The sequence below is a fragment of the Luteolibacter sp. LG18 genome (genome assembly GCF_036322585.1).
Classification (GTDB): domain Bacteria; phylum Verrucomicrobiota; class Verrucomicrobiia; order Verrucomicrobiales; family Akkermansiaceae; genus Luteolibacter.
The window spans coordinates 932,293-950,776 of record NZ_AP024600.1; the positions used below are offsets into that span (position 1 = coordinate 932,293).

Annotated in this window: 18 protein-coding genes; 5 read left to right on the forward strand and 13 right to left on the reverse strand. The window is 64.6% G+C overall.

Going from position 1 to position 18,484, the window contains the following annotated elements:
* Positions 1 to 119 precede the first annotated feature (119 nt).
* A complete protein-coding gene (locus tag llg_RS03920; protein ID WP_338288221.1) occupies positions 120 to 1,082 on the reverse strand; it encodes a hypothetical protein in 963 nt (320 codons plus the stop codon).
* A 111-nt stretch (positions 1,083 to 1,193) separates the two neighbouring features.
* Here llg_RS03920 and trmB point away from each other — a divergent pair, with 111 nt between their 5' ends.
* Positions 1,194 to 1,823, forward strand: a complete 630-nt coding sequence (gene trmB / locus llg_RS03925) for a tRNA (guanosine(46)-N7)-methyltransferase TrmB (protein ID WP_338288222.1) — start codon at positions 1,194 to 1,196, stop codon at positions 1,821 to 1,823.
* Here trmB and llg_RS03930 read toward each other — a convergent pair whose 3' ends face one another.
* From llg_RS03930 to llg_RS03945, 4 genes are all read right to left on the reverse strand, one after another.
* The gene (locus llg_RS03930; RefSeq protein WP_338288223.1) at positions 1,824 to 3,113 is read right to left on the reverse strand and encodes a WD40 repeat domain-containing protein; all 1,290 of its coding nucleotides are present in this window, start codon (positions 3,111 to 3,113) and stop codon (positions 1,824 to 1,826) included.
* A gap of 107 nt (positions 3,114 to 3,220) precedes the next feature.
* Positions 3,221 to 5,461 (reverse strand): ComEC/Rec2 family competence protein, encoded by a 2,241-nt coding sequence (locus llg_RS03935; RefSeq protein ID WP_338288224.1) that lies wholly within the window; start codon positions 5,459 to 5,461, stop codon positions 3,221 to 3,223.
* 4 nt (positions 5,462 to 5,465) lie between these two features.
* The gene (locus llg_RS03940) at positions 5,466 to 6,149 is read right to left on the reverse strand and encodes a tetratricopeptide repeat protein (protein WP_338288225.1); all 684 of its coding nucleotides are present in this window, start codon (positions 6,147 to 6,149) and stop codon (positions 5,466 to 5,468) included.
* Between the two features lie 57 nt (positions 6,150 to 6,206).
* The gene (locus llg_RS03945) at positions 6,207 to 6,587 is read right to left on the reverse strand and encodes a hypothetical protein (protein WP_338288226.1); all 381 of its coding nucleotides are present in this window, start codon (positions 6,585 to 6,587) and stop codon (positions 6,207 to 6,209) included.
* Between the two features lie 273 nt (positions 6,588 to 6,860).
* On the opposite strand from llg_RS03945, the gene leuA reads away from it, so the two are divergent.
* Positions 6,861 to 8,543 (forward strand): 2-isopropylmalate synthase, encoded by a 1,683-nt coding sequence (gene leuA, locus llg_RS03950; protein WP_338288228.1) that lies wholly within the window; start codon positions 6,861 to 6,863, stop codon positions 8,541 to 8,543.
* A gap of 694 nt (positions 8,544 to 9,237) precedes the next feature.
* Here leuA and llg_RS03955 read toward each other — a convergent pair.
* From llg_RS03955 to llg_RS03965, 3 genes are read right to left on the reverse strand one after another with little or no spacing between them, the layout of a single operon-like run.
* Positions 9,238 to 9,960 (reverse strand): uracil-DNA glycosylase family protein, encoded by a 723-nt coding sequence (locus llg_RS03955; RefSeq protein WP_338288229.1) that lies wholly within the window; start codon positions 9,958 to 9,960, stop codon positions 9,238 to 9,240.
* A gap of 26 nt (positions 9,961 to 9,986) precedes the next feature.
* Positions 9,987 to 10,691 carry a hypothetical protein gene (locus llg_RS03960; RefSeq protein WP_338288230.1) on the reverse strand — a complete coding sequence of 235 codons (705 nt, stop codon included), beginning with the start codon at positions 10,689 to 10,691 and terminating at the stop codon, positions 9,987 to 9,989.
* Position 10,692: 1 nt separating this feature from the next.
* Positions 10,693 to 11,361: a M23 family metallopeptidase gene (locus tag llg_RS03965; protein WP_338288231.1), complete on the reverse strand. Its 669-nt coding sequence runs from the start codon at positions 11,359 to 11,361 to the stop codon at positions 10,693 to 10,695.
* Between the two features lie 153 nt (positions 11,362 to 11,514).
* Between llg_RS03965 and llg_RS03970 the strand changes: the two genes are divergently transcribed.
* Positions 11,515 to 11,724, forward strand: coding sequence for an addiction module protein (locus llg_RS03970; RefSeq protein WP_338288232.1), 210 nt, complete (start codon positions 11,515 to 11,517; stop codon positions 11,722 to 11,724).
* Between the two features lie 2 nt (positions 11,725 to 11,726).
* Positions 11,727 to 12,020, forward strand: coding sequence for a hypothetical protein (locus llg_RS03975; protein ID WP_338288233.1), 294 nt, complete (start codon positions 11,727 to 11,729; stop codon positions 12,018 to 12,020).
* Between the two features lie 15 nt (positions 12,021 to 12,035).
* Here the strand turns inward: llg_RS03975 and llg_RS03980 are convergent, their stop codons facing one another.
* The gene (locus llg_RS03980; RefSeq protein WP_338288234.1) at positions 12,036 to 12,725 is read right to left on the reverse strand and encodes an Mpv17/PMP22 family protein; all 690 of its coding nucleotides are present in this window, start codon (positions 12,723 to 12,725) and stop codon (positions 12,036 to 12,038) included.
* Positions 12,726 to 12,744: 19 nt separating this feature from the next.
* Positions 12,745 to 13,668, reverse strand: a complete 924-nt coding sequence (locus tag llg_RS03985) for an undecaprenyl-diphosphate phosphatase (protein ID WP_338288235.1) — start codon at positions 13,666 to 13,668, stop codon at positions 12,745 to 12,747.
* A gap of 145 nt (positions 13,669 to 13,813) precedes the next feature.
* Between llg_RS03985 and llg_RS03990 the strand changes: the two genes are divergently transcribed.
* Complete coding sequence (locus tag llg_RS03990) at positions 13,814 to 14,317, forward strand: DUF2062 domain-containing protein (RefSeq protein WP_338288236.1); 504 nt, start codon at positions 13,814 to 13,816, stop codon at positions 14,315 to 14,317.
* Here the strand turns inward: llg_RS03990 and llg_RS03995 are convergent.
* Genes llg_RS03995 through ileS form a run of 3 tightly spaced genes read right to left on the reverse strand, consistent with a single transcriptional unit; the run spans position 14,286 to position 18,483 of the window.
* The gene (locus tag llg_RS03995; RefSeq protein ID WP_338288237.1) at positions 14,286 to 15,083 is read right to left on the reverse strand and encodes a TPM domain-containing protein; all 798 of its coding nucleotides are present in this window, start codon (positions 15,081 to 15,083) and stop codon (positions 14,286 to 14,288) included. The genes llg_RS03990 and llg_RS03995 overlap by 32 nt on opposite strands.
* A gap of 38 nt (positions 15,084 to 15,121) precedes the next feature.
* Positions 15,122 to 15,724 (reverse strand): signal peptidase II, encoded by a 603-nt coding sequence (locus llg_RS04000; RefSeq protein WP_338288238.1) that lies wholly within the window; start codon positions 15,722 to 15,724, stop codon positions 15,122 to 15,124.
* An 11-nt stretch (positions 15,725 to 15,735) separates the two neighbouring features.
* Positions 15,736 to 18,483: an isoleucine--tRNA ligase gene (gene ileS, locus llg_RS04005; RefSeq protein WP_338288239.1), complete on the reverse strand. Its 2,748-nt coding sequence runs from the start codon at positions 18,481 to 18,483 to the stop codon at positions 15,736 to 15,738.
* Between the last annotated feature and the right edge of the window lies 1 nt (position 18,484).

Below are 18,484 nucleotides of genomic sequence, written 5' to 3' on the forward strand. Positions count from 1 at the left end.
TCGGTTGGTCGGTTGGGGCGGGCCGATGCCCGCCTGAGTTCCCGGAGGCTAGGGATGGGCGGGAAAGAGCGTCAAGCCGAACCCACCTTTCCAACAGATCGAGGGCCTTCCAAGCCCCCTCACGGCCCCGCCTTGGCCGGAGAAGGAGCGGAAAGGCTCCACACCACCTCGCCGACCTCCTTCCCCTCGTCCGAAGCCGTCCCGAAGGTGGTCACCTTCTCCTCATTTTGCTGGAGCGCTGATTTCCCCTCCCTCGTCCCAGGAGCCACTTTTGCCCGGGCCATCAGCAACTCGTAGGCGTCCTTCGACTTCGCCTTGAGGACCTTCCGGGAGAAATCGTAACCCACCGCCCCCTGCGGATCGAGGCTCCACCCGAGATCCACCCCCATCCCCCGGAGGCCGCCCTCCGGCATGTCCCCGCTGTCCGCCGAGTCGCTGAAAGCAAACAAACGGCTTTTCCCCTCCTCAGGCCCCGCCGGCAGCCCGGCAGGCGGCTTGCCGGTTTCCAGCCACTGCCGCTGTTCCGGGGTCAAGAACCACGTGAACTCGGAGCCCAGCACCGGCTCGACCTTGAACGTCAAGCGCCCGGCAGACGTGCTCACCTCCTCCGCCGAGGCCGGATCCCGCTCCAGCAGCAACCGCAGCACCGCCCCTTTGCGCAGCAGGAACACCGGCGTCCATTCCTTGGAGAGCTTCCCGGTGGTGGTGATGCCGAGCACATTGAAAGCGGGCAGCGGTCCGCGGATCTGGAAGGTCCGCGTGGCGGCACCCTCGACGTGGTAACTGGAACCCGTGGAGGCCTCCTGGCCCTTCTCCAGCTTGATTTTCTTCCGCGGAAACTTCGGGCCTCCGGTCTCGGACTGGGCCACCCCCACCTTCTCGATCTCCCGGATCGCGCCGCTCTGGATCAATTGCGGCAGCTTGGCGACGGCCTCCTTCCACCCCGCCGGATTGCCTGCCTCGTGGCGGGCCAAAAGGGCATCGGCATATTTCGCGTCCATCTCCAGCCACCAGCCCTCTTTCGCCCACCCCACGCCCGGAAGAATCAGCCACGCCAGAAGTCCCACCACGGATTTTGTCATCGTCCGATGCCCCCAAAAAGCGCGCCGGGGGTCAACCTGCAAATCCTCCGCGCAGCCCTCCCCCGGATTCAGTCTTGCGGGAACAGCCCGCCTTGGTTTGCGATTCCGCCCGTGACCGCCACCGAGCCCGCCCGCACCCGCACCGCGTTTCCCGCCGAGTTCATGCCCGCGGACTATTTCAAGCGCTGGGAACCCGTGGCGGTCTTCGGAGACGCCAAGCCGCTCGAAATCGATCTCGGCTGCGGCGATGGCTCGTTCCTGCTCGGCATGGCGGAGCAGTATCCGGAGCGAAATTTCCTCGGCGTCGAGCGCCTGCTCGGCCGGGTCCGCAAGGTCAGCAAGCGCATCACCAAGGCCGGCCTGCCGAACGCCAAGGTGCTGCGCTTGGAAAGCCGCTACACCGTGGAATGGCTGCTGCCTCCCGCCTCCGCCAGCCGCATGCACCTGCTGTGCCCGGACCCGTGGCCGAAGGCGAAGCACCACCGCCGCCGCCTGATCCAGCAGCCCTTCCTCGAAGCGGTCTGGAACGCCCTCCAACCCGGCGGCGAGTTCCTGTTCATGACCGACCACCCCGAATACTACGAGTGGGGCGTGGAGGAGATCGCGAAGTTCGCCCGCTTCGAGCGTCTGGAGTGGGAGGAAGACACCTTCTTCTACCCGAAGACCGACTTCCAGATCCAGTGGGAGGCGGAGGGCAAACGCATGTGGCGGCTGCGCGTGCGAAAGCCCGCAGGGGCGTGATCACCGCGCCACCCCGGCCACCGTGGTGGAGGGGAGTTCCTTGAGATCCGCCACTTGGAAAAGCCGGACCCGGCCATCGACCACCAGCAAAACCCGCACCCCATCCGGCGAAATGGCTAGGCTGTCACCTGTCAGGACTTCCTGATACCGAAGTGAGGTATACCCTGTGCAGACCAACGGCTGTCCCGGAGCAGCATCCTCTTTCCGGTCCAATCGCATGAGGGTGGCGGAACCTGCTTTTTCCTCGGCGAGGCGCTCCCTCCCCAGCAACGCAACGACGCGATCCTTCACCGGACTTGCCGCGATTTGGAGCACTGGCTCGCTCCCGTGATAGGAACCCCGGGGGGAGCCTGTGGACGCCTCGGTGAAGGACACAATCCCGTCCGCACCCCATGAGACGAACAGGCGCCCAGCGTCCGCACCCAGGACGTGAGGCCCATCCAGATCACTGTGCATCGGCAGGTAATAGTCAGCGCTCCATGACGGCAACGAGGCGACATAGCTCGCCCCGCGCCCGAAGAAGACCCGCATCCTTTTGCCGCCATCCACGAATTCCGCCCCCGCCCCCCAGGCTTTCTCCACCGGTTTCCCGACCAAGCGACGCGTGGCGGCATCCCATACGCACACCATTCCTATCCCTCCGCAATCGGGCTGATCGCTGCAAGCCATGATGTAACGCCCGTCCGCCCCGATCGACAACCTCGAGTAATATCCCGACCCAGGATGCCGGAGCGTCTCTCCCACCGGCTTCCACGTCGTGGTGTCGAAACAACGGATCGCTCCACTGCTGTCGAGTATCCATGCTCTCTTGCCATTCTGCTCGAACACGCCTTCCGGCATGGCGTCCGGGTCGTCCTTGGAAACGTCCAACGGGATCTCCGCCACCTTCTGGCCGGTCTTGGTATCGTGGATCCTCGCCACCTCGCGTTGCTCGAAAGTCATCAAGCGGAAGCCTCCAGGAGACAGCGCCGCCCGAATCCGGCCATTCTGAAAAGAAGCCGGGATTTCCGCCGACATCGCCTTGCCGGTCTGAAAATCATAAAGTCGGCTACCACCTTCCTTGGAACCAGCGAGGACCCATTTTCCCTCCTGATCGACCTTGGACCAGGAATTCTCGCCGCCCACAAACCGGTCAATTTCCGCAGCCAAGGCCTCCCCGCTCACGGCATCCCAGAACCCGATGCGGCCTCCTCTTTCCGAAGCGATGATCCTATCGCCGTTACCCGCGAACCATGCCCCCTCGACCTTCCCTTGCTCCGAAAGCGGAGTCGCTCCGGCCTGCACGCTCAAGCCCATCACCATCGAGAGCACCCACGCGCGGAGAGATATCATGCCGCGGATGATACGATCCCGCGCCCTACCTTCGATCAAAACGTTGCGAACAAGGCCCCCATTCTTCAGCGCGTGAGCACGCTCGCCCGGCCGCTCACGAACCCCTCCAACCGCAATCCCTGCTCCACGGGCCGGACGGTCACCCCACCGGACTCCCGCTGGTCGAAAACTTCGATCCCCTGCCCGCGCCACCACGCGGTCTTGGCCGGGTCAAGATGCTCCGTCACCGGAAACGCGGCGTTGCTGACGATGATCGCCTTGGGGGCAACGGCCTGAACAAAGCCGTCTCCCAATGAGAGATCACTGCGGTGATGCCCGGCGATCAGGACATCCGCTCGGAGGTCCACGTCCGCCTCCAGCAGGCGACGCTCGGTCTTCTGCCCGGCATCGTTCACGAACAGGATCTTCCACCTCTGCCAATGAAGCCGGTAGATCGCCACTTGGTCGTCGGCCACTCCACCCTTCGCCGCGGAATCGGGCACCGCCACCACCTCCAGCCAAGCCCCGTCGGCCAAGGGCAATCGCATGCCCTCCGCCGCCGTCAGAAGTTTCGCCCCCGCCGCCGGGGCCTCGGTTTGCCAAGCCTTGTAGAGCGTGCTCCGCGCCTTTTCCACCGGCATCACCACCTGCCGGATCCGGTAGGTTTGGAGCAGCTCGCTGCCGCCGCCGACATGGCCGCCATCGGCGTGGCTGAGCACCACCGCATCCGGGGCCACCTCCAGGTTTCTCAGGGATGGCAGGACCGTGCGGTGGAACGTCCGGCGGTCCCCGCAATCGAGCAGCACCGCGCTGTCACCGCTGGCGAAACAGGCCGCTCCTCCACCGTATTCCAGATCGTAAACCAGCAGGAACGGCTTCTGTATCCGCCCGAAGTGGGTGTTTCCAAACGGCAGGCTGGCCAGCGACTCCGCCGTGGCCGTGCAGCCACGTGCCACCCAGCCGTTCAAGCGGTTCACTTGGGAAGCCGCTCCCGGCGAGAACGGAAACAAGAAGGTCGAAAACGCCGCCAGCACCATCAGGCCGAAGATTCCCAGCGACATCGGAATCGCCGCCAGGATCGCCACCGGCGTGGTCATCCGGAAATGCCATAGCGTCAGCGGGGTCGAACCCAGCCACGCCACCGCCGCCACGGCCACATCGTCGCTGCCCTTCCGCGCCAACCAATGCCAGCGCTCCTGCCACTTCGTCAGCAACACCCGTGGCAGGTAGTCGTCATGGGCCACGAAACGCCCCATCCAATGGCGGCAGGGCTCGCCTAGGAATCCGATCACGGCAACCACGCCGTAGGAAAGCTGGACCCCGGGCAACAGCAGCAACCGCCCCTCCCACAGCGCGGTGCACAGCAGCACCGCCCCGAGGCCATTGAGCAAGCTCGGCCGCCGCCGCAGCGCGAATGCCGCTAGGAACACCGCTCCCATCCAGGCCGAACGCAGCGCGGGCGGACTGTTTCCGCTGATCCACGAATAGCCGAACATCAGCGCAATCAGCAGCGGCACAGCCACCTGCCGGGAAACCCCGAATCGCCCGAGCACGAACCAGCAGATGATCCCGGCCAGCGCCACGTGCATGCCGCTCACCGAGAACGCATGGAGCGTGCCGCTGTCCCGGTAGGCCGCGATCAGCGCATCCTCGCCACGCGGATATTCCCCGATCACCACCGCCCGGATCACATCCGCCTCCTGGCTGTCCGGGGGCAGGCCGATGGTGACCGCTTCCCGGAACCCCTTCCGGATCCACGCGCCAAACGCCGCGATCTTCCCGGTGGCGACCTCACCCGAACCCCGGTCCGCCAGAAACATCGCCGCCAGCCCCTGCTGCCGGAACCACGCCACCTGATCGAACTCGCCCGGATTCCGCGGCGGCTCCGCATCGGCGAACTTCCCCCGCGCCGAGACCTTCGCGCCCGCGACCGGCGGCTCGCCTTCCCCCAACCACCAGGCAATCGCGATTGGCAGCCCGTTTCCGCCAGAAAGCCGCACCGGTGCCGACCACCCGGACGTGGTCGCCCGGGCATCCGCCAACAACGTTCCGGAAACGGCCGGACGCGGCACCGCCACCAAGGCCGCGGTCGCCGCGGCACGGTCGTGCTCATGCTTCCAAAGCAATCCACCCGACGCCCCGGCGCAGATCAGCGCGAACAGCGCCCCGCGCCAGGAAGTCAGCCACCATGCCACCGCCGCGAGGGCGATGGCCGCACCCGTTCCCCACTCCGGGGACAGACACCAGAACGTCACCGCGACAACCGCCGCCACGGCACCACCGAACAGCGGGTTCAGCCGGAAAAAGCCGCCCAACCGCCGCTGCATGGCTTCAGATCAAGCCCCACTCGTGGAGACGGTGGCGGGCGTTGGCCGAGTGGCGGGTGTTCGGGAACTGCTCCATCACCTGATTGAGGATCGAGGCCGCGGTCATGCGGTCCTTGTTGTCCTCGTCATACAGTTCGGCGAGGCGGAACAGGAGGTAGGCCGCGTCGTTGAGCTCCCACTCCTGGCCTTCGAGCGCGGTCCGGATCGTCTGGATCGCCGCCGCCGGGTCCTCGAGGTTCTCGCGCTGGATCTTGGCGATTTCCACCCATGGCAGGCGGTTCATCGGCTCGTTCTGGGCCGCGATCTTGAAGGCCTCGATCGCGCCATGATAGTCGCCCTGCGCCACCTTCGAGCGGGCGTCGTGCATCACATCGGCTTCGACTTCCTCGCCGCTGTCGTAGACGGAATGCGTGAACCGGTGAGCCACGATCGGCAGGACTTCGACGACGACCACCACCCCGACCAAGCCGGCGGTGAGGAACGCCAGCAGCATGCCGGAAAACTTTTTCTCATCCTTCTTGGCATCGATCTGGCTCTGCCATTTCGGCACCTCCTCGATCTCCTCGTTGGTGGCCGTGGCCGCGTCGATCTTCTTCTGGATGGCCGCCATCTCGGGGCTGGGCTTGGAGTTCATCACCCAACCGCCCGCCACGAGCACCGCCAGAACCAGATAGATCACCCATTTCATGTTTCTGGAAATCTATCCGACCGCCTCTGATTGACGGAAGGAAAAACTGAGCCTCGCTCAGACCCGCTTCGCGTTGCGGCCCTCGTCGATCAGCTTCCAGAAGTGCTTGGACTTCGCCAGCTCCTCGTCCTCGCCCACCGGCATCTTCGAGCGGAAGAGGAAGTCGGAGAGCGTGCCGCGGTGCAGCACCCGGTGGACGATCACCGCGCCCTCCTTCACCTCGAAATAGAAGCGGTAATCCTTCGAACGGAACCGGTAGAGCGTCTTGCCGTCGCGCTCGATCTTGCCGAAGCGCTCGCCATCCATGTTCTCCAGGTCCTTTTCGGAAACCTTGAACTCATCGAGCAGCTCAAGCTGTTCGAGCGTGCCGAGCTGGGAGATTTCGGCCGCGCTGATTTCGTTGAAGACGATCTGGAACACGCGGCGGAGCGTAGGCACCGGCGGATTCCGATCAAGTTCGGACCGCCTGCCACTTCGAGAATCCCGCTCGGGGCGGCTTGACAGCCCCATTCCGATCCCCCAACTTCCGCCCGTGACCATCAAGTCCAGCGAGCTCCTTCTGCTCGGCCACCTCCTTCTAGGGTTGGCCTCCCGCTGAACTTTACCCTCTTATCTCCATTGGTCATCCGTCGTCCCGCATTTGTTCGCGGGCCGGATCTTCTTTCCGCCACCCGGCACGAATTCCCATCCGTTTTCCCATTTTCATTTTCCATGAATCCCACCGCGATTTCCAAGTATCGACCTTTCCCGCCCGTCCGGCTGCCTGACCGCACCTGGCCGGACCAGACCATCACCACGGCGCCGATCTGGTGTTCCGTCGACCTGCGCGACGGCAATCAGGCGCTCCCGCAGCCGATGTCGGTGGAGGAGAAGCTCGAGTTCTTCGACCTGCTGTGCCGGATCGGCTTCAAGCAGATCGAGGTCGGATTCCCGTCCGCCGCGGACACCGAGTTCAATTTCCTGCGCCGCCTGATCGAGGAGGACCGCATCCCGGAGGACGTGACCATCCAGATCCTGGTGCAGACCCGCGAGCACCTGATCCGCCGCTCGTTCGACGCCATCGCCGGGGCGAAACGCGCGATCGTCCACATCTACAACTCGACCTCGCCGCTGCAACGCCGCGTGACCTTCAGCGATGCCTCCCGCGAGGACATCAAGAAGCTGGCCGTGGACGGTGCGAAGCTGGTCAAGGAGCTGGTCCCGACCATCCCGCAGACCGAGGTGATCCTGCAATACTCGCCGGAGTCCTTCTCCGACACCGAACTCGATTTCGCCGCCGAGATCTGCAACGCCGTCATCGAGGTCTGGCAGCCCACCCCGGAGAAAAAGATGATCGTCAACCTGCCGGACACCGTCCAGTGGACCACACCGAACATCCACGCCGACATGATCGAGTGGATGATCCGCCACCTGAACCGCCGCGAATCGGTCATCGTCTCCCTGCACACCCACAACGACCGCGGCACCGGCACCGCCGCCACCGAGCTGGGCCTGATGGCCGGCGCGGACCGCGTGGAAGGCACGCTCTTCGGCAACGGCGAGCGCACCGGCAACCTGGACATCGTGAACGTGGCGCTGAACATGAACGGCCACGGCATCGAGACCGGCCTGGATTTCTCCGACCTGCCCGCGATCCGCGCGGTGTACGAGCGCATCACCAAGATGATCGTCTCCGAGCGCCAGCCCTACGCCGGCGAGCTGGTCTTCACCGCCTTCTCCGGCTCCCACCAGGACGCCATCAAGAAAGGCCTGGACCGCCGCGAGAAGGAAACCGCCGCCGACCCGGCCACCCCCTGGGGCGTGCCCTACCTGACCATCGATCCACAGGACATCGGCCGTTCCTATGAGGCCATCATCCGCATCAATTCGCAGTCCGGAAAGGGTGGCATCGCCTACATCCTCGATCGCGAGCACGGCCTGGACCTGCCGAAGACCATGCACCCGCAGGTCGGCAAGTATGTCTACGACCTGGCCGACCAACTGGGCCGCGAGCTGACGCCGGACGAGATCCGCGACGCCTTCTACCTGCGCTTCACCAACCTGACCTCGCCGCTGGTGCTGGTGGACTACGAGCTGGTCCACCACATCGAGTCCCGCGGCCAGGTGGAATGCAGCGCCGTGGTGCGCCTGGACGGGGATGAAAAGCAGATCAAGGGCGTCGGCAACGGCCCGATCAACGCCTTCGTCCACGCGCTGGAAAGCATCGGCCTGAAGGACTTCAAGGTGACCGACTACCGCTCCCACGCCGTGCGCGGTGGGTCGGACGCGAACGCCGCCGCCTACGTCCAGGTGCAGCATGACGATGGCCGCATCGTCTGGGGCTGCGGTGTCGATCCCTCCATCGAGATGGCCGGCTTGAAGGCACTGGTCAGCTCCTGGAACCTGCTCCGCTGAACAGCGGAAGAGATTCCAGAAACCGGTTGCGCGGAGTCATTTCCGCGCGACCATGTTTCCAAGAGCCGGACGAACTGGTCTTATCAAAACACGAATCCGCAACTCAGGTTTGTCGGAGGAGTGAAGATCAGAGGAATCGCCCGGCTCTCCTTTTGTACGATAGTCACCGTAGCCACGATCTCCACTGCTCCGCTGAACAGCCTAATAGTTCGCGGAAAGCCGTTGCGGAATCCGGTTTCCGGTCGACTTTTTTTCCAAGAGTCGGACGAACTGGTCTATCAAAACACGAATCCCACAGGCTTACAGGGGAGGAGTGGAGATCAAGAAAATCGCCCGGCTCTCCTTTTGTACCGAGGTCGCCCGCGGCGCGAAAAACCGGTTGAGATTCCGGCAACCGGAGCGACTGTCAGTCAGAGCCGGACGATTGGATCGGGTTGGCATTCAGAGTTCATCAGGAGCTCTCCCCGATTTGGATGATGTCGCCCGGCTCACTTTTTGTACGACAGCCGCAGTCGTTCTTCCGCTGGTCCGCCGAACACTCTAATTGTTCCGCAAAAGCAGTTGCGCGAACCGGAATCCGGGCGACCGTGCTTCCAAGAGTCGGACGAAATCGGTCTCATCAAAAACACGAAATCTCGATGATAAGAGAGGAGTGGAGATCAGATAATCGCCCGGCTCTGCTTTTGTACGGGGATCACGATTCCCACACGCCCTGCGCCACCAGTTGCTTGGTGGCGGCCTCCGACCAACCGCGGTTGGCGGCGGGCGAGGCTGGCGAGGGATGCAGCACGCGGCCAATCTGGAACGTGCCACCCGCCTGCGTGGACGCGCGGCGCAGGCGTTCCTCGGCAAAGGCTCCCACGCCGATCAGCCACTCGGGCTTGAGGATGGCGATGACCTCCGCGAGGTGATCCAGGCAGGCCGTTTCCACGGACTCCATTTCGGCGGACGACAGCTTGTCCGGTGTGAGGTTGGCACCGGTGGCGCTCATCCACACCAGCGGGCAGTAGTTCGCCACGAAGTGCTCCTTGAAGAAGCTCTCCGCCTTCCCAAAGCGCTCCGCGAACAGCCCCCACAGGCGGCGTCCGCTGACTTCCGACTTCGGGCACGCGAAGCCCTCCACCGGACGCTTCGGATGCTCCGGCACCGGCTTGCCGACCGGGGTCTGAATGCCCATCCAATCGCGAACCGCCGCGATCTCGCCGAAGGGCACGCCGGTCTGGGCCATGCCAAAGGGCCCCGGGTTCATGCCGAGGAACAGCACGCGCTTCTTCCCCTTCCCGTATTTCGTCAGGTAGGCCTCGTGCGGCTCACGGGCGTACTCCAGCGGGTTGTAAACGTGGGACACCGGAGCGGAGAACGACGCCCCATGCAGGGCGGCGGCCAAACGGCGGGAAGACTCGATCAGTGCGGACACGCCCGGACTCAACCGGGCCACGGCGCTCAACGCAATCCCCAAGCCCCGGCACGACGGCCCTTCGCCTCCCGCTCCATGGCGCGGAGTTGATCCTTCCGCCGGGCCATCGGCGTGCCGTCCGGCATCTCCGCGCCTTTCGTGAAGACCCGGCAGAAACCACGCTCCACCAGCAGCTCGTCCAACCAGCGGGACTTGCCGCCGTCCTCCACCTCGATGAAGGCGTGGTAGCGCTGGTCATTGAACGGGCTGTCCCAGACCGTGTAGATCGTGAACGGACGCTTCGCCAACAGCGGCAGGGTGAACTCCTTCGCCCGGCGACCGATCTCGACCGCCTGCTCGGAGGTGATGCCGCCGAAGTACTCCGCCTGCTGCTTGATGCGGGTGTAATTGTCCTCGCCGCCGCGGTAGGTGCGGAACTCGCTCTCCGGCGTATCGACGAAATAGAGCCGGAAGATGTCGGTGCGGCCGCCCGGCAAACTCACCTCGAAGCTGTCACCGTCGTTGTGCTTCTCCTTCGCCAAGGTGCAGCCGCGGTAGACCTCGTAGCGGCCCGCTCGCTCCGAGCCCTTCCCCGGGCTCGGCGGCGCGGATTCCTCCGCGGACGATTTCCGGTGCCCCGCGGTGTCGACGGACGGATGGGCTTTCTGCCACTGGTCCCAGCCCCACAGGCAGACCGCGGCCACGACCACCAGTAGCGAACTCAGGGTGCTCTGTCGGGCACGAATCGCCATCTCAGAGTCCCTTGAAGCCCTGATACTCGGTGTAGGTGCCGGTCGGCACGGCCACCTGGCCCCACTCGCGGTTCAGGCGGCGGTACTTGTTGATGAAATCGCTCGGCACCGCCCAGTTCACCCAATCCCGGTTCACGGATTCCCGCTGCATGCCGGTGCTGATGTTGTGGCGGATCTCGAAATGAAGGTGCGCCGGATACATCCCGAAATTGCTGCCGATGGTGCCCACCTGGGTGCCGCGCTTCACCTGCTGGCCGACCTTCACCATGATCTCATTGAGGTGGCCGTAGAGGGAGTCGCAGAACTTCACCTGACCGCTGGCCGGATCACGGTAGGCGTGGCGGATGAGCACCACGTTTCCCCAGCCCTGGTGGACGTTGTAGGCCCAGGTCACCACCCCGTCGCCGCAACTGTAAACCGGATCGCCAAGGTCGGTGTCGCCGCCATTGCGGCCATTCCAGTCCTCGCCGAAATGGATGGGCGAGGTCAGGCGCACGCCGCGGGCGATGTAGTAGCCCGCGCCATTCGGTTTCCCCACCGGGAAATCAAAGCCATCCGCGAGGGGCATCCGCACCGTGGACTGGGCGCGGACCGTGGCGGACATCATCGAAACCACCAGCGCCAAAAGAAAGGCGAGGAGGAAGCCGGTCCGGGTGCCGCGGGAAATCATCCCCGCAAGTGCACTCCTCCACCTCGGTCCGGGCAATCAAAAAACCATTCTCGATAGAACCGATATTCAATGGATGCGTAATGAATCGAGGGCAGGCGGGCTCCCCCGAAGAATGGAGTATGCAAGCAAGCCCCCTGCCACTAATTTGGAGACATGAAACTCGAGGAGATTCAGCGTCACGCCATGGAACTTCCGGATACCGACCGGGCGGAATTGGCCGCCGAGCTGCTGAACTCGCTTCCAAGGGTTCTTGCCGATGACGATGAGGGCATCGCCGAAGCCCGACGACGAGCCAAGGAACTTGACCAAGATCCGTCCGTGGGCTGCTCCTGGCAGGAAATCAAGAATGCCTTGGGCAGGTAAACGTGGAAGTCGTTTTTCATCGACGCATCCAAGCGGATCTCCGCTCCGCCTTGGCGTTTTATGAGACCGAGGGAGGTTGTCGCCTTGGAGACCGGTTTTTCGCCGAGGCGGAAGATGCGGTGGCCGCGGCGTTGAAAAACCCGAAATCCTTTCACTTCGCCGCCGAAGGTCTCCGCCGGGTGGCCACAAAAACCTTCCCTTACCATTTTCTCTACGAGGAAGATGCCCAAAGGATTCGCTTCCTCGTGCTCCGACATGACAAGCGCCACCCTCGGTTCGGACTGAACCGCCGCTGAACTCCGCCTCCGAGCTCACCCTTCCTTCGTCTCCTCTCCGGCGATGCTGATGCACAGCAGCGCCCAGAAGCAGCAGATCAGGTTCGCCACCGGCACCTGGAGCATCGGGGGCAGGCTGTAAACCACCGCCACGCCGGGGATCCACACCATCCAATTCGGGATCAGATTCGGCAGGACCATCCGCCGGTACCAGCCGGGGGTGAAGATCCTCCCCTTCAACGGAAAGCCCCGCGCTTTCCAGAGGTGGATCAAGGCATTCGCCGGAGCCGCCCACAGCGGGGTGTAAACGCCCATGTCGATGAGCATCTTCGCCGCGATGGTCCGGAACGAGACATCCGTCCCCCACCAGCGCCCCTGGGCGGTGTAGAACACGTCCACCAGGATTCCGGAGAACGCCCACCAGGCGATGCCGAACACCAGCTCCGAACCCGGCGAGCGCGGCCGCAGCGAGGGGATCGCCATCCGGAACACCCACGGCAGCAGCCCGCAGAACAGAGCCGCGCTGGTGGCGGAATAGAGGAAGCCGCCCGCCAACTTCAAGCGCTCGACATGAGCCAGCACCTCCCTCAGCGCCGGATTGGTGGAGTAAGCCACCAGCAGCAGGATCGCCGCCGCCTGCAGGATCAGCCCCGGAATCAGGTTCGCCCGAGCGGCATACCACCCCGCCCGCCATGGCGAGTAAACCGAGGTCGTGGGATCACTCATTTCGGGGAAACCCGGCCGGTCAGGCCGTGAAAGTATTCGTCAGGATCAGGGTCGCGATGGCCACTCCGGCCGCGATGCGGTACCAGCCGAAACCCGCCAGCCCGTGGCGCTGGAGGTAGCCGACCAGCCATTTCACGGCGAGGAAGGCGGACACCATCGCGGCCACCCCGCCAATGGCGAGGTTCACCGCGCCGAACTGGTGCAGCATCAGCTTGGCGGTGCCGAAATGATGTTCGAACTCCGGACCGCTGGCGTGGGCCTTGTCGAGAGCCGTCTTGGCGGTCGCCGCCGTCAGCGTGAGCACCCCGAGGAGAAAGGAGTATTCAACCGCGGCCCGGACCGTGAGGCCGACCATCAGGCCACCGGCGATGGTCATGAGGCTGCGGCTGGTGCCCGGCCACATCGCCACGCACTGGAGCAGGCCGATCACCACCGCGAGTTGCCAGGTAAGTTGGCCGAGCTCGCGCTTGTTACCGGTGGCCGGGTTCTTCTTTCGCCACCAGACGGCCGCCAGGATGGCGACGCCGCCGACCACCCACGAGGTGATCACCGGCCACAGCCCGAAAAGCTTTTCCTCGATCCAATGGTGCAGCACCAAGCCGACCACGGCGGCCGGCAAGAAGCCGACCACGAGATTGATCAGCAGCTTCAGCCCCGCGGAATCGCGCCCGATCAGTCCGGAGAGCATCTGCTTCACGTGTTTCCAGTAAAGGCCCAGCACGGCGAGGATCGCCCCGCCCTGGATGCAGATGGCGAAAGCGTCCGCGGCTTCCTTGTCAGCGGGGGAAACGGTGCCGATTCCCATCAGCCGCTGCGCGACGATCAGGTGGCCGGTGGAGCTGATCGGGAGGAACTCGGTGATGCCTTCGATCAGGCCGAGGAGGAGCGATTGCCAGTGTTCCATGCGCGGGGGCACCGTGACGATGTTGCCCGGGTCCGGCAAGGGATTTGCGGTTGCGTCCTCTTCACGGAAGACGGATGTTCCGCCCGTGCGACCGGGATTGAAACATCGCTACCTCCGGATGGTCCGGAAGATGTACCGTGCCCTGCGCCATCCCAAGCTCCGGCACCGTGGATGGTGGCGGAAAATGACCCATCCGCTGTTCGAACGGCGGCTGTGGAAACCCTGCCGGGACACGGTGGCCACCGGATTGGCAGTGGGCATGTTCTTCGCTGTCCAACCCGTCCCTCTACAGTCGATTTTTGCCGCCCTGATCGCCACTCGACTGCGGGCCAATGTTCCCTTTGCGATGGCCGCCTGTTGGCTGAGCAATCCCGTCACGGCTGGCCCCATCTGTCTCACTCAACTTGGCTTGGGAATGTTTCTGCAAAGAACATTCAATCTACCGGTGCCCAAAGGGGAAATCCGCTGGGAAGCCCTCGCCAAGCTGAGCCCAAAACTAGCCTCGATTCCCTTGGGCGAGTTCCTCCTCGGATGCCTCGCTTCGGGAGTGCTGCTGGCCTTGCTCACCTACCCGCTGGTCCACCTTTTCTCAGCCTTGATGCCGCACCATTTGCCGGTGCGGAAATATCTGGCTGAGCCCTCCGGGCCAAGTGGTGTCACTGGCGATCCAACGAAGCCGATCCCCTGAACGGCCGCGAGCTGACCATGGCCCCGAAGGGAGCTCCCAGCCGCTGCTGGTCCGGCACCGGCGGGAACCGGTAGGTCCGGCGACGCTCGACCTCTGCCCGGCGCGCCCGGCGGGCAATCCACCAGCCCAGCCCGCCCAGCACCACGGCGGCCCCTGCTCCGATCCAGAAAATCCGCGCCGTGGGCGCATCGATGGCCGAACCGCGGCTCGCCTCAAGATAGCCGCCGAACTCGTTGACCAGCAGCCCCGTCAAATGATCGAGCAGGGCTTGGGAATCGAGCGTCCGCTGTTGATCCGAGGCCAATTGGCTCCGGACCCGCTCCACCACCCCGGCGGCCACGAACGAGGGAATGCGCGCGCCATTGCCCGGTTTGGTCACATTGCCGGAGTCGTAGGGGCGGCCCATCCCGAACGCGCGGGTATCGACCTCATACACCAGCACGACCCCGTCTCCCTCCGGCAGCCAGGCTTGCTGGAGGCGCGCCGCGAGATCGACCGGCGTCGCCCCCATCACCACCGATTCGGTGACCACGTAGAGGTGGAACCCGTGCTGCTGTTCCAGCCCCCGCAACCGGTCGGAAATGACCCGCAGGCCCTCGGGATTGCGGGTGTAGAGCCCGGCATTGTCCTGGACATTGAACGCCGGACGCGGCGGCGGCGGACCATCGGCCGAAAAGCCAGCCATCATCTGGCCCCGCCCGAACGGGGCCACCGCCAGGCACGCCAGAAGCCACAGGGCCCATGCAAAGGATTTCAGTCCGGTCACCGCCAGCCAGCATGCCGGAGGCGGGCGGCGCTGGCAAGTCAGGCCGATGCCTCCGCCTGCTTCGCCTTCTTTTCCTCCCGCAGCCCGCTGATGAACAGCAGCGTGGCTGCCACGCAGATGCAGGAGTCGGCGACGTTGAAGGACGGCCACCAACCTCCGCTCGAAGGAGAAAGCTTCTCGAAGTAGGGGAGCTTCACCGAAATGAAATCGACCACATAGCCGGCGGAGAGACGGTGCCAGAAGGAGTCCCCTTTAAGCGACTCCAAGGCAAAGCCTTGAGTGAGTCGATCCGTCAGATTCCCCCAGATGCCGCAGAGCAGCAAAGCCACCGCAACCCTGGCCAATCCGGTGGCAAACACGCCCTTTTTCCAAAAGATCCGGATGACCAGCATCGCCAGCAGCGGAACACACAGGAACACCACCGGAGCCCAATCGGATCCATTTCCCATCCCGAAAGCCACCCCTTGGTTGTGGACGCGGACGAGATTGAACCACCCCTCCACCACCGCTTGATGCTCTTCCACGGAATGATACCCCGGCGGCGGTTCGGGGAATTTCCCCACGATCCACCATTTCGTCCACTGGTCGAGGACGTAGAGCGGGAGCGTGACCAGGAGCAGCAGCTTCTTCAGGGAGGGCATGGGCGTTGGAGTCAGGCCTTCACGGGAACCACGGCATCGCAGCGGTCGCACAGGCCGCTATCGAGCAGCGGCTCGTGGCGGCGGCAGCGCGGGCACAGGCAGAGGTCGGTCTTGCGGGCGGTGGCGGCGAGTTCCGCGCCTTCCGTGACGTTCAGACCGGCGAGGATGAAGAACTCCTTCGCCAGCTCCTGGTCCTTCAGCAGCGCCAGCACCGGCTCGCCGGCGGGCACCGTGAGATCGACCGCGGCCTCGTTGTTGCGGGTGAACTCCTTGGCCTGGATGCTCTTCTCGATGGCGGTCTGGATGACCGACTTGATCTGGAACAAGCGGTCGGCGGACGCGGTGGCCTCGCTGGGCGCGAAGGCCGCGTCCGGTTCCGGGAAATCGCGCTCGTGCACGCTCTGGTCGCAGAACCCGGCGTGCTCCCACGCCTCGTCCGCGGTGTAGGCGAGGATCGGCGCGAGCAGCTTCGCCAGCGCGACGAAGACATCGAACATCGCGGTCTGCGAGGCGCGGCGGCGCAGCGACTTCGGGGCATCGCAGTACATGCGGTCCTTGGTCGCATCCACGTAGACGGCGGAAAGGTCGGTGGTGCAGAACTGGTTGAGCGCGTTGAAGACCTTGCGGAACTCGTAGCCTTCATACGCCTTGCGGCACTCGGCGACCACGGCGTGCAGGCGCTCGAGGATCCAGCGGTCCAGCAGCGGCATCTCCTCCGGCGCGACCCGGTCGGCCTTCGGATCGAAACCGTCGAGGTTGCCGAGGAGGATGCGCAGCGTGTTGCGGAGGCGGCGGTAGGGTTCGGCGACCTGCTTGAAGAGATCCTCGCTGAACGGCACCTCGTTCTGCCAGTCGACGGACGAGACCCACAGGCGCACGATGTCCGCGCCGTACTTGTTGTAGAAGTGGGCGGCGTCGATCGGCTTGCCGGCCTTCTCGGCCTCGGACTTGGAGAGCTTGCCCTTCTTGTCCTTGTCCACCACGAAGCCGTGGGTCAGCACGGCCTTGTACGGAGCGGCCTTGCGCCAGGCGATGCTCATCATCAGCGAGCTCTGGAACCAGCCGCGGTGCTGGTCGGTGGCTTCGAGGTAAAGGTCGGCCGGAGCGTGCAGCTCGGGGCGCTTCTCCATCACTGCCACGTGCGAGCAGCCGGAGTCGATCCACACGTCGAGCGTGTCCTTGCACTTCTTCACGCCCGCCGGGAGGCCCAGCAGTTCGGCAAGCTCGGCATCGGTCTTCTCGAACCAGACATTGGTGCCTTCCTTTTCGACGAGATCGGCGACCTTGCAGGCGAGCTCGGAGGAAAGGATGGCGACGTTGTTCTCATCGAAGAACACCGGCAGCGGCACGCCCCAGGTGCGCTGGCGCGAGATGCACCAGTCCGGGCGGGATTCCACGGTGCCGTAGATGCGGTTGCGGCCCCACGCGGGCAGCCACTCGACGCCGTCGATGGCCTTCAGGGCCTCGCCGCGCAGGGTTTCCAGCGAGATGAAGAACTGCTCCACCGCGCGGAAGATGATCGGGGTCTTCGACCGCCAGCAGTGCGGGTAGGAGTGCTTGTAGCTCTCCCGACCGAGCAGCGCGCCCTTCTCCTCGAGGATCTCGATGACGCGGTCGTTCGACTTGAAGACGTGCTGGCCCACGAGCTCGGGCACGCCGACCTCGACGGTGAAATTGCCGTCGTCATCGACCGGCGAAAGCAGGCCCAGACCGTATTGCTGGCCGGCGACGTAGTCGTCCGCACCGTGGCCGGGGGCGATGTGCACCGCGCCGGAACCGGTCTCGGTGGTCACGAACTGGCCGAGGATCAGCTTCGAAGTGCGGTCGAGGAACGGGTGGTGCGCCTCGAGGTTCTCGAACTCGCGGCCCTTCGCTTCCTTGATCGTCTCCACCAGCTTCACGCCGGTCTTCTGCTCGAAGGTCTCCACCAGCTCGCGGACGACGACGAGCGTCTCCGAGTGGCCATCGCGCTCGAAACGGCCGATGATGTAGGTGAAATCAGGGTGCAGGGCCACGCCGAGGTTCGCCGGCAGTGTCCACGGGGTGGTGGTCCAGATGACCATCGAGGCCCCGGCGGCACCGAGGTTGCACGCGGCCTCCGTGGACAGCGGGAACTTCACGAAGATCGCCGGGCTTTCCTTGTCCTTGTACTCCACCTCGGCCTCGGCCAGCGCGGTGTGCGCGCCGTAGGACCACTGGACGGGCTTCTTCGACTGATAGACGCTGCCGCTCTCCACGAGCTTCGCGAACACGCGCAGGATCTCCGCCTCATAGCCCGGGGCCATGGTGACGTAGGGATTGTACCAGTCCCCGAACACGCCGAGGCGGCGGAACGAACCGCGCTGGATGTCGATGAACTTCTCGGCGAACTCGGTGCAGCGGCGGCGGATTTCCGCGGGCTCCAGCCCGGCGGCCTGTTTCACCACCTTGAACTCGATCGGCAGGCCGTGGCAGTCCCAGCCCGGGATGAAGGGGGCCTCGTAGCCCGCCATCGTCTTCGACTTCACCACCAGGTCCTTCAGCACCTTGTTCAGCGCGGTGCCCATGTGGACGTCGCCGTTCGCGAACGGCGGGCCGTCGTGGAGGATGAATTTCGGAGCCTTCTGCTCCTGGCGGCGGGCAATGATCCGCTGGTAGAGTCCGGACTCCTCCCATTTGGCCAAACGCTTCGGCTCGTTCTCGACGAGGTCCCCGCGCATCGGGAAAGTCGTCTGCGGCAGGGTCAGCGTGTCTTTGTAATTCGGGGCGTCCGCGCTCATG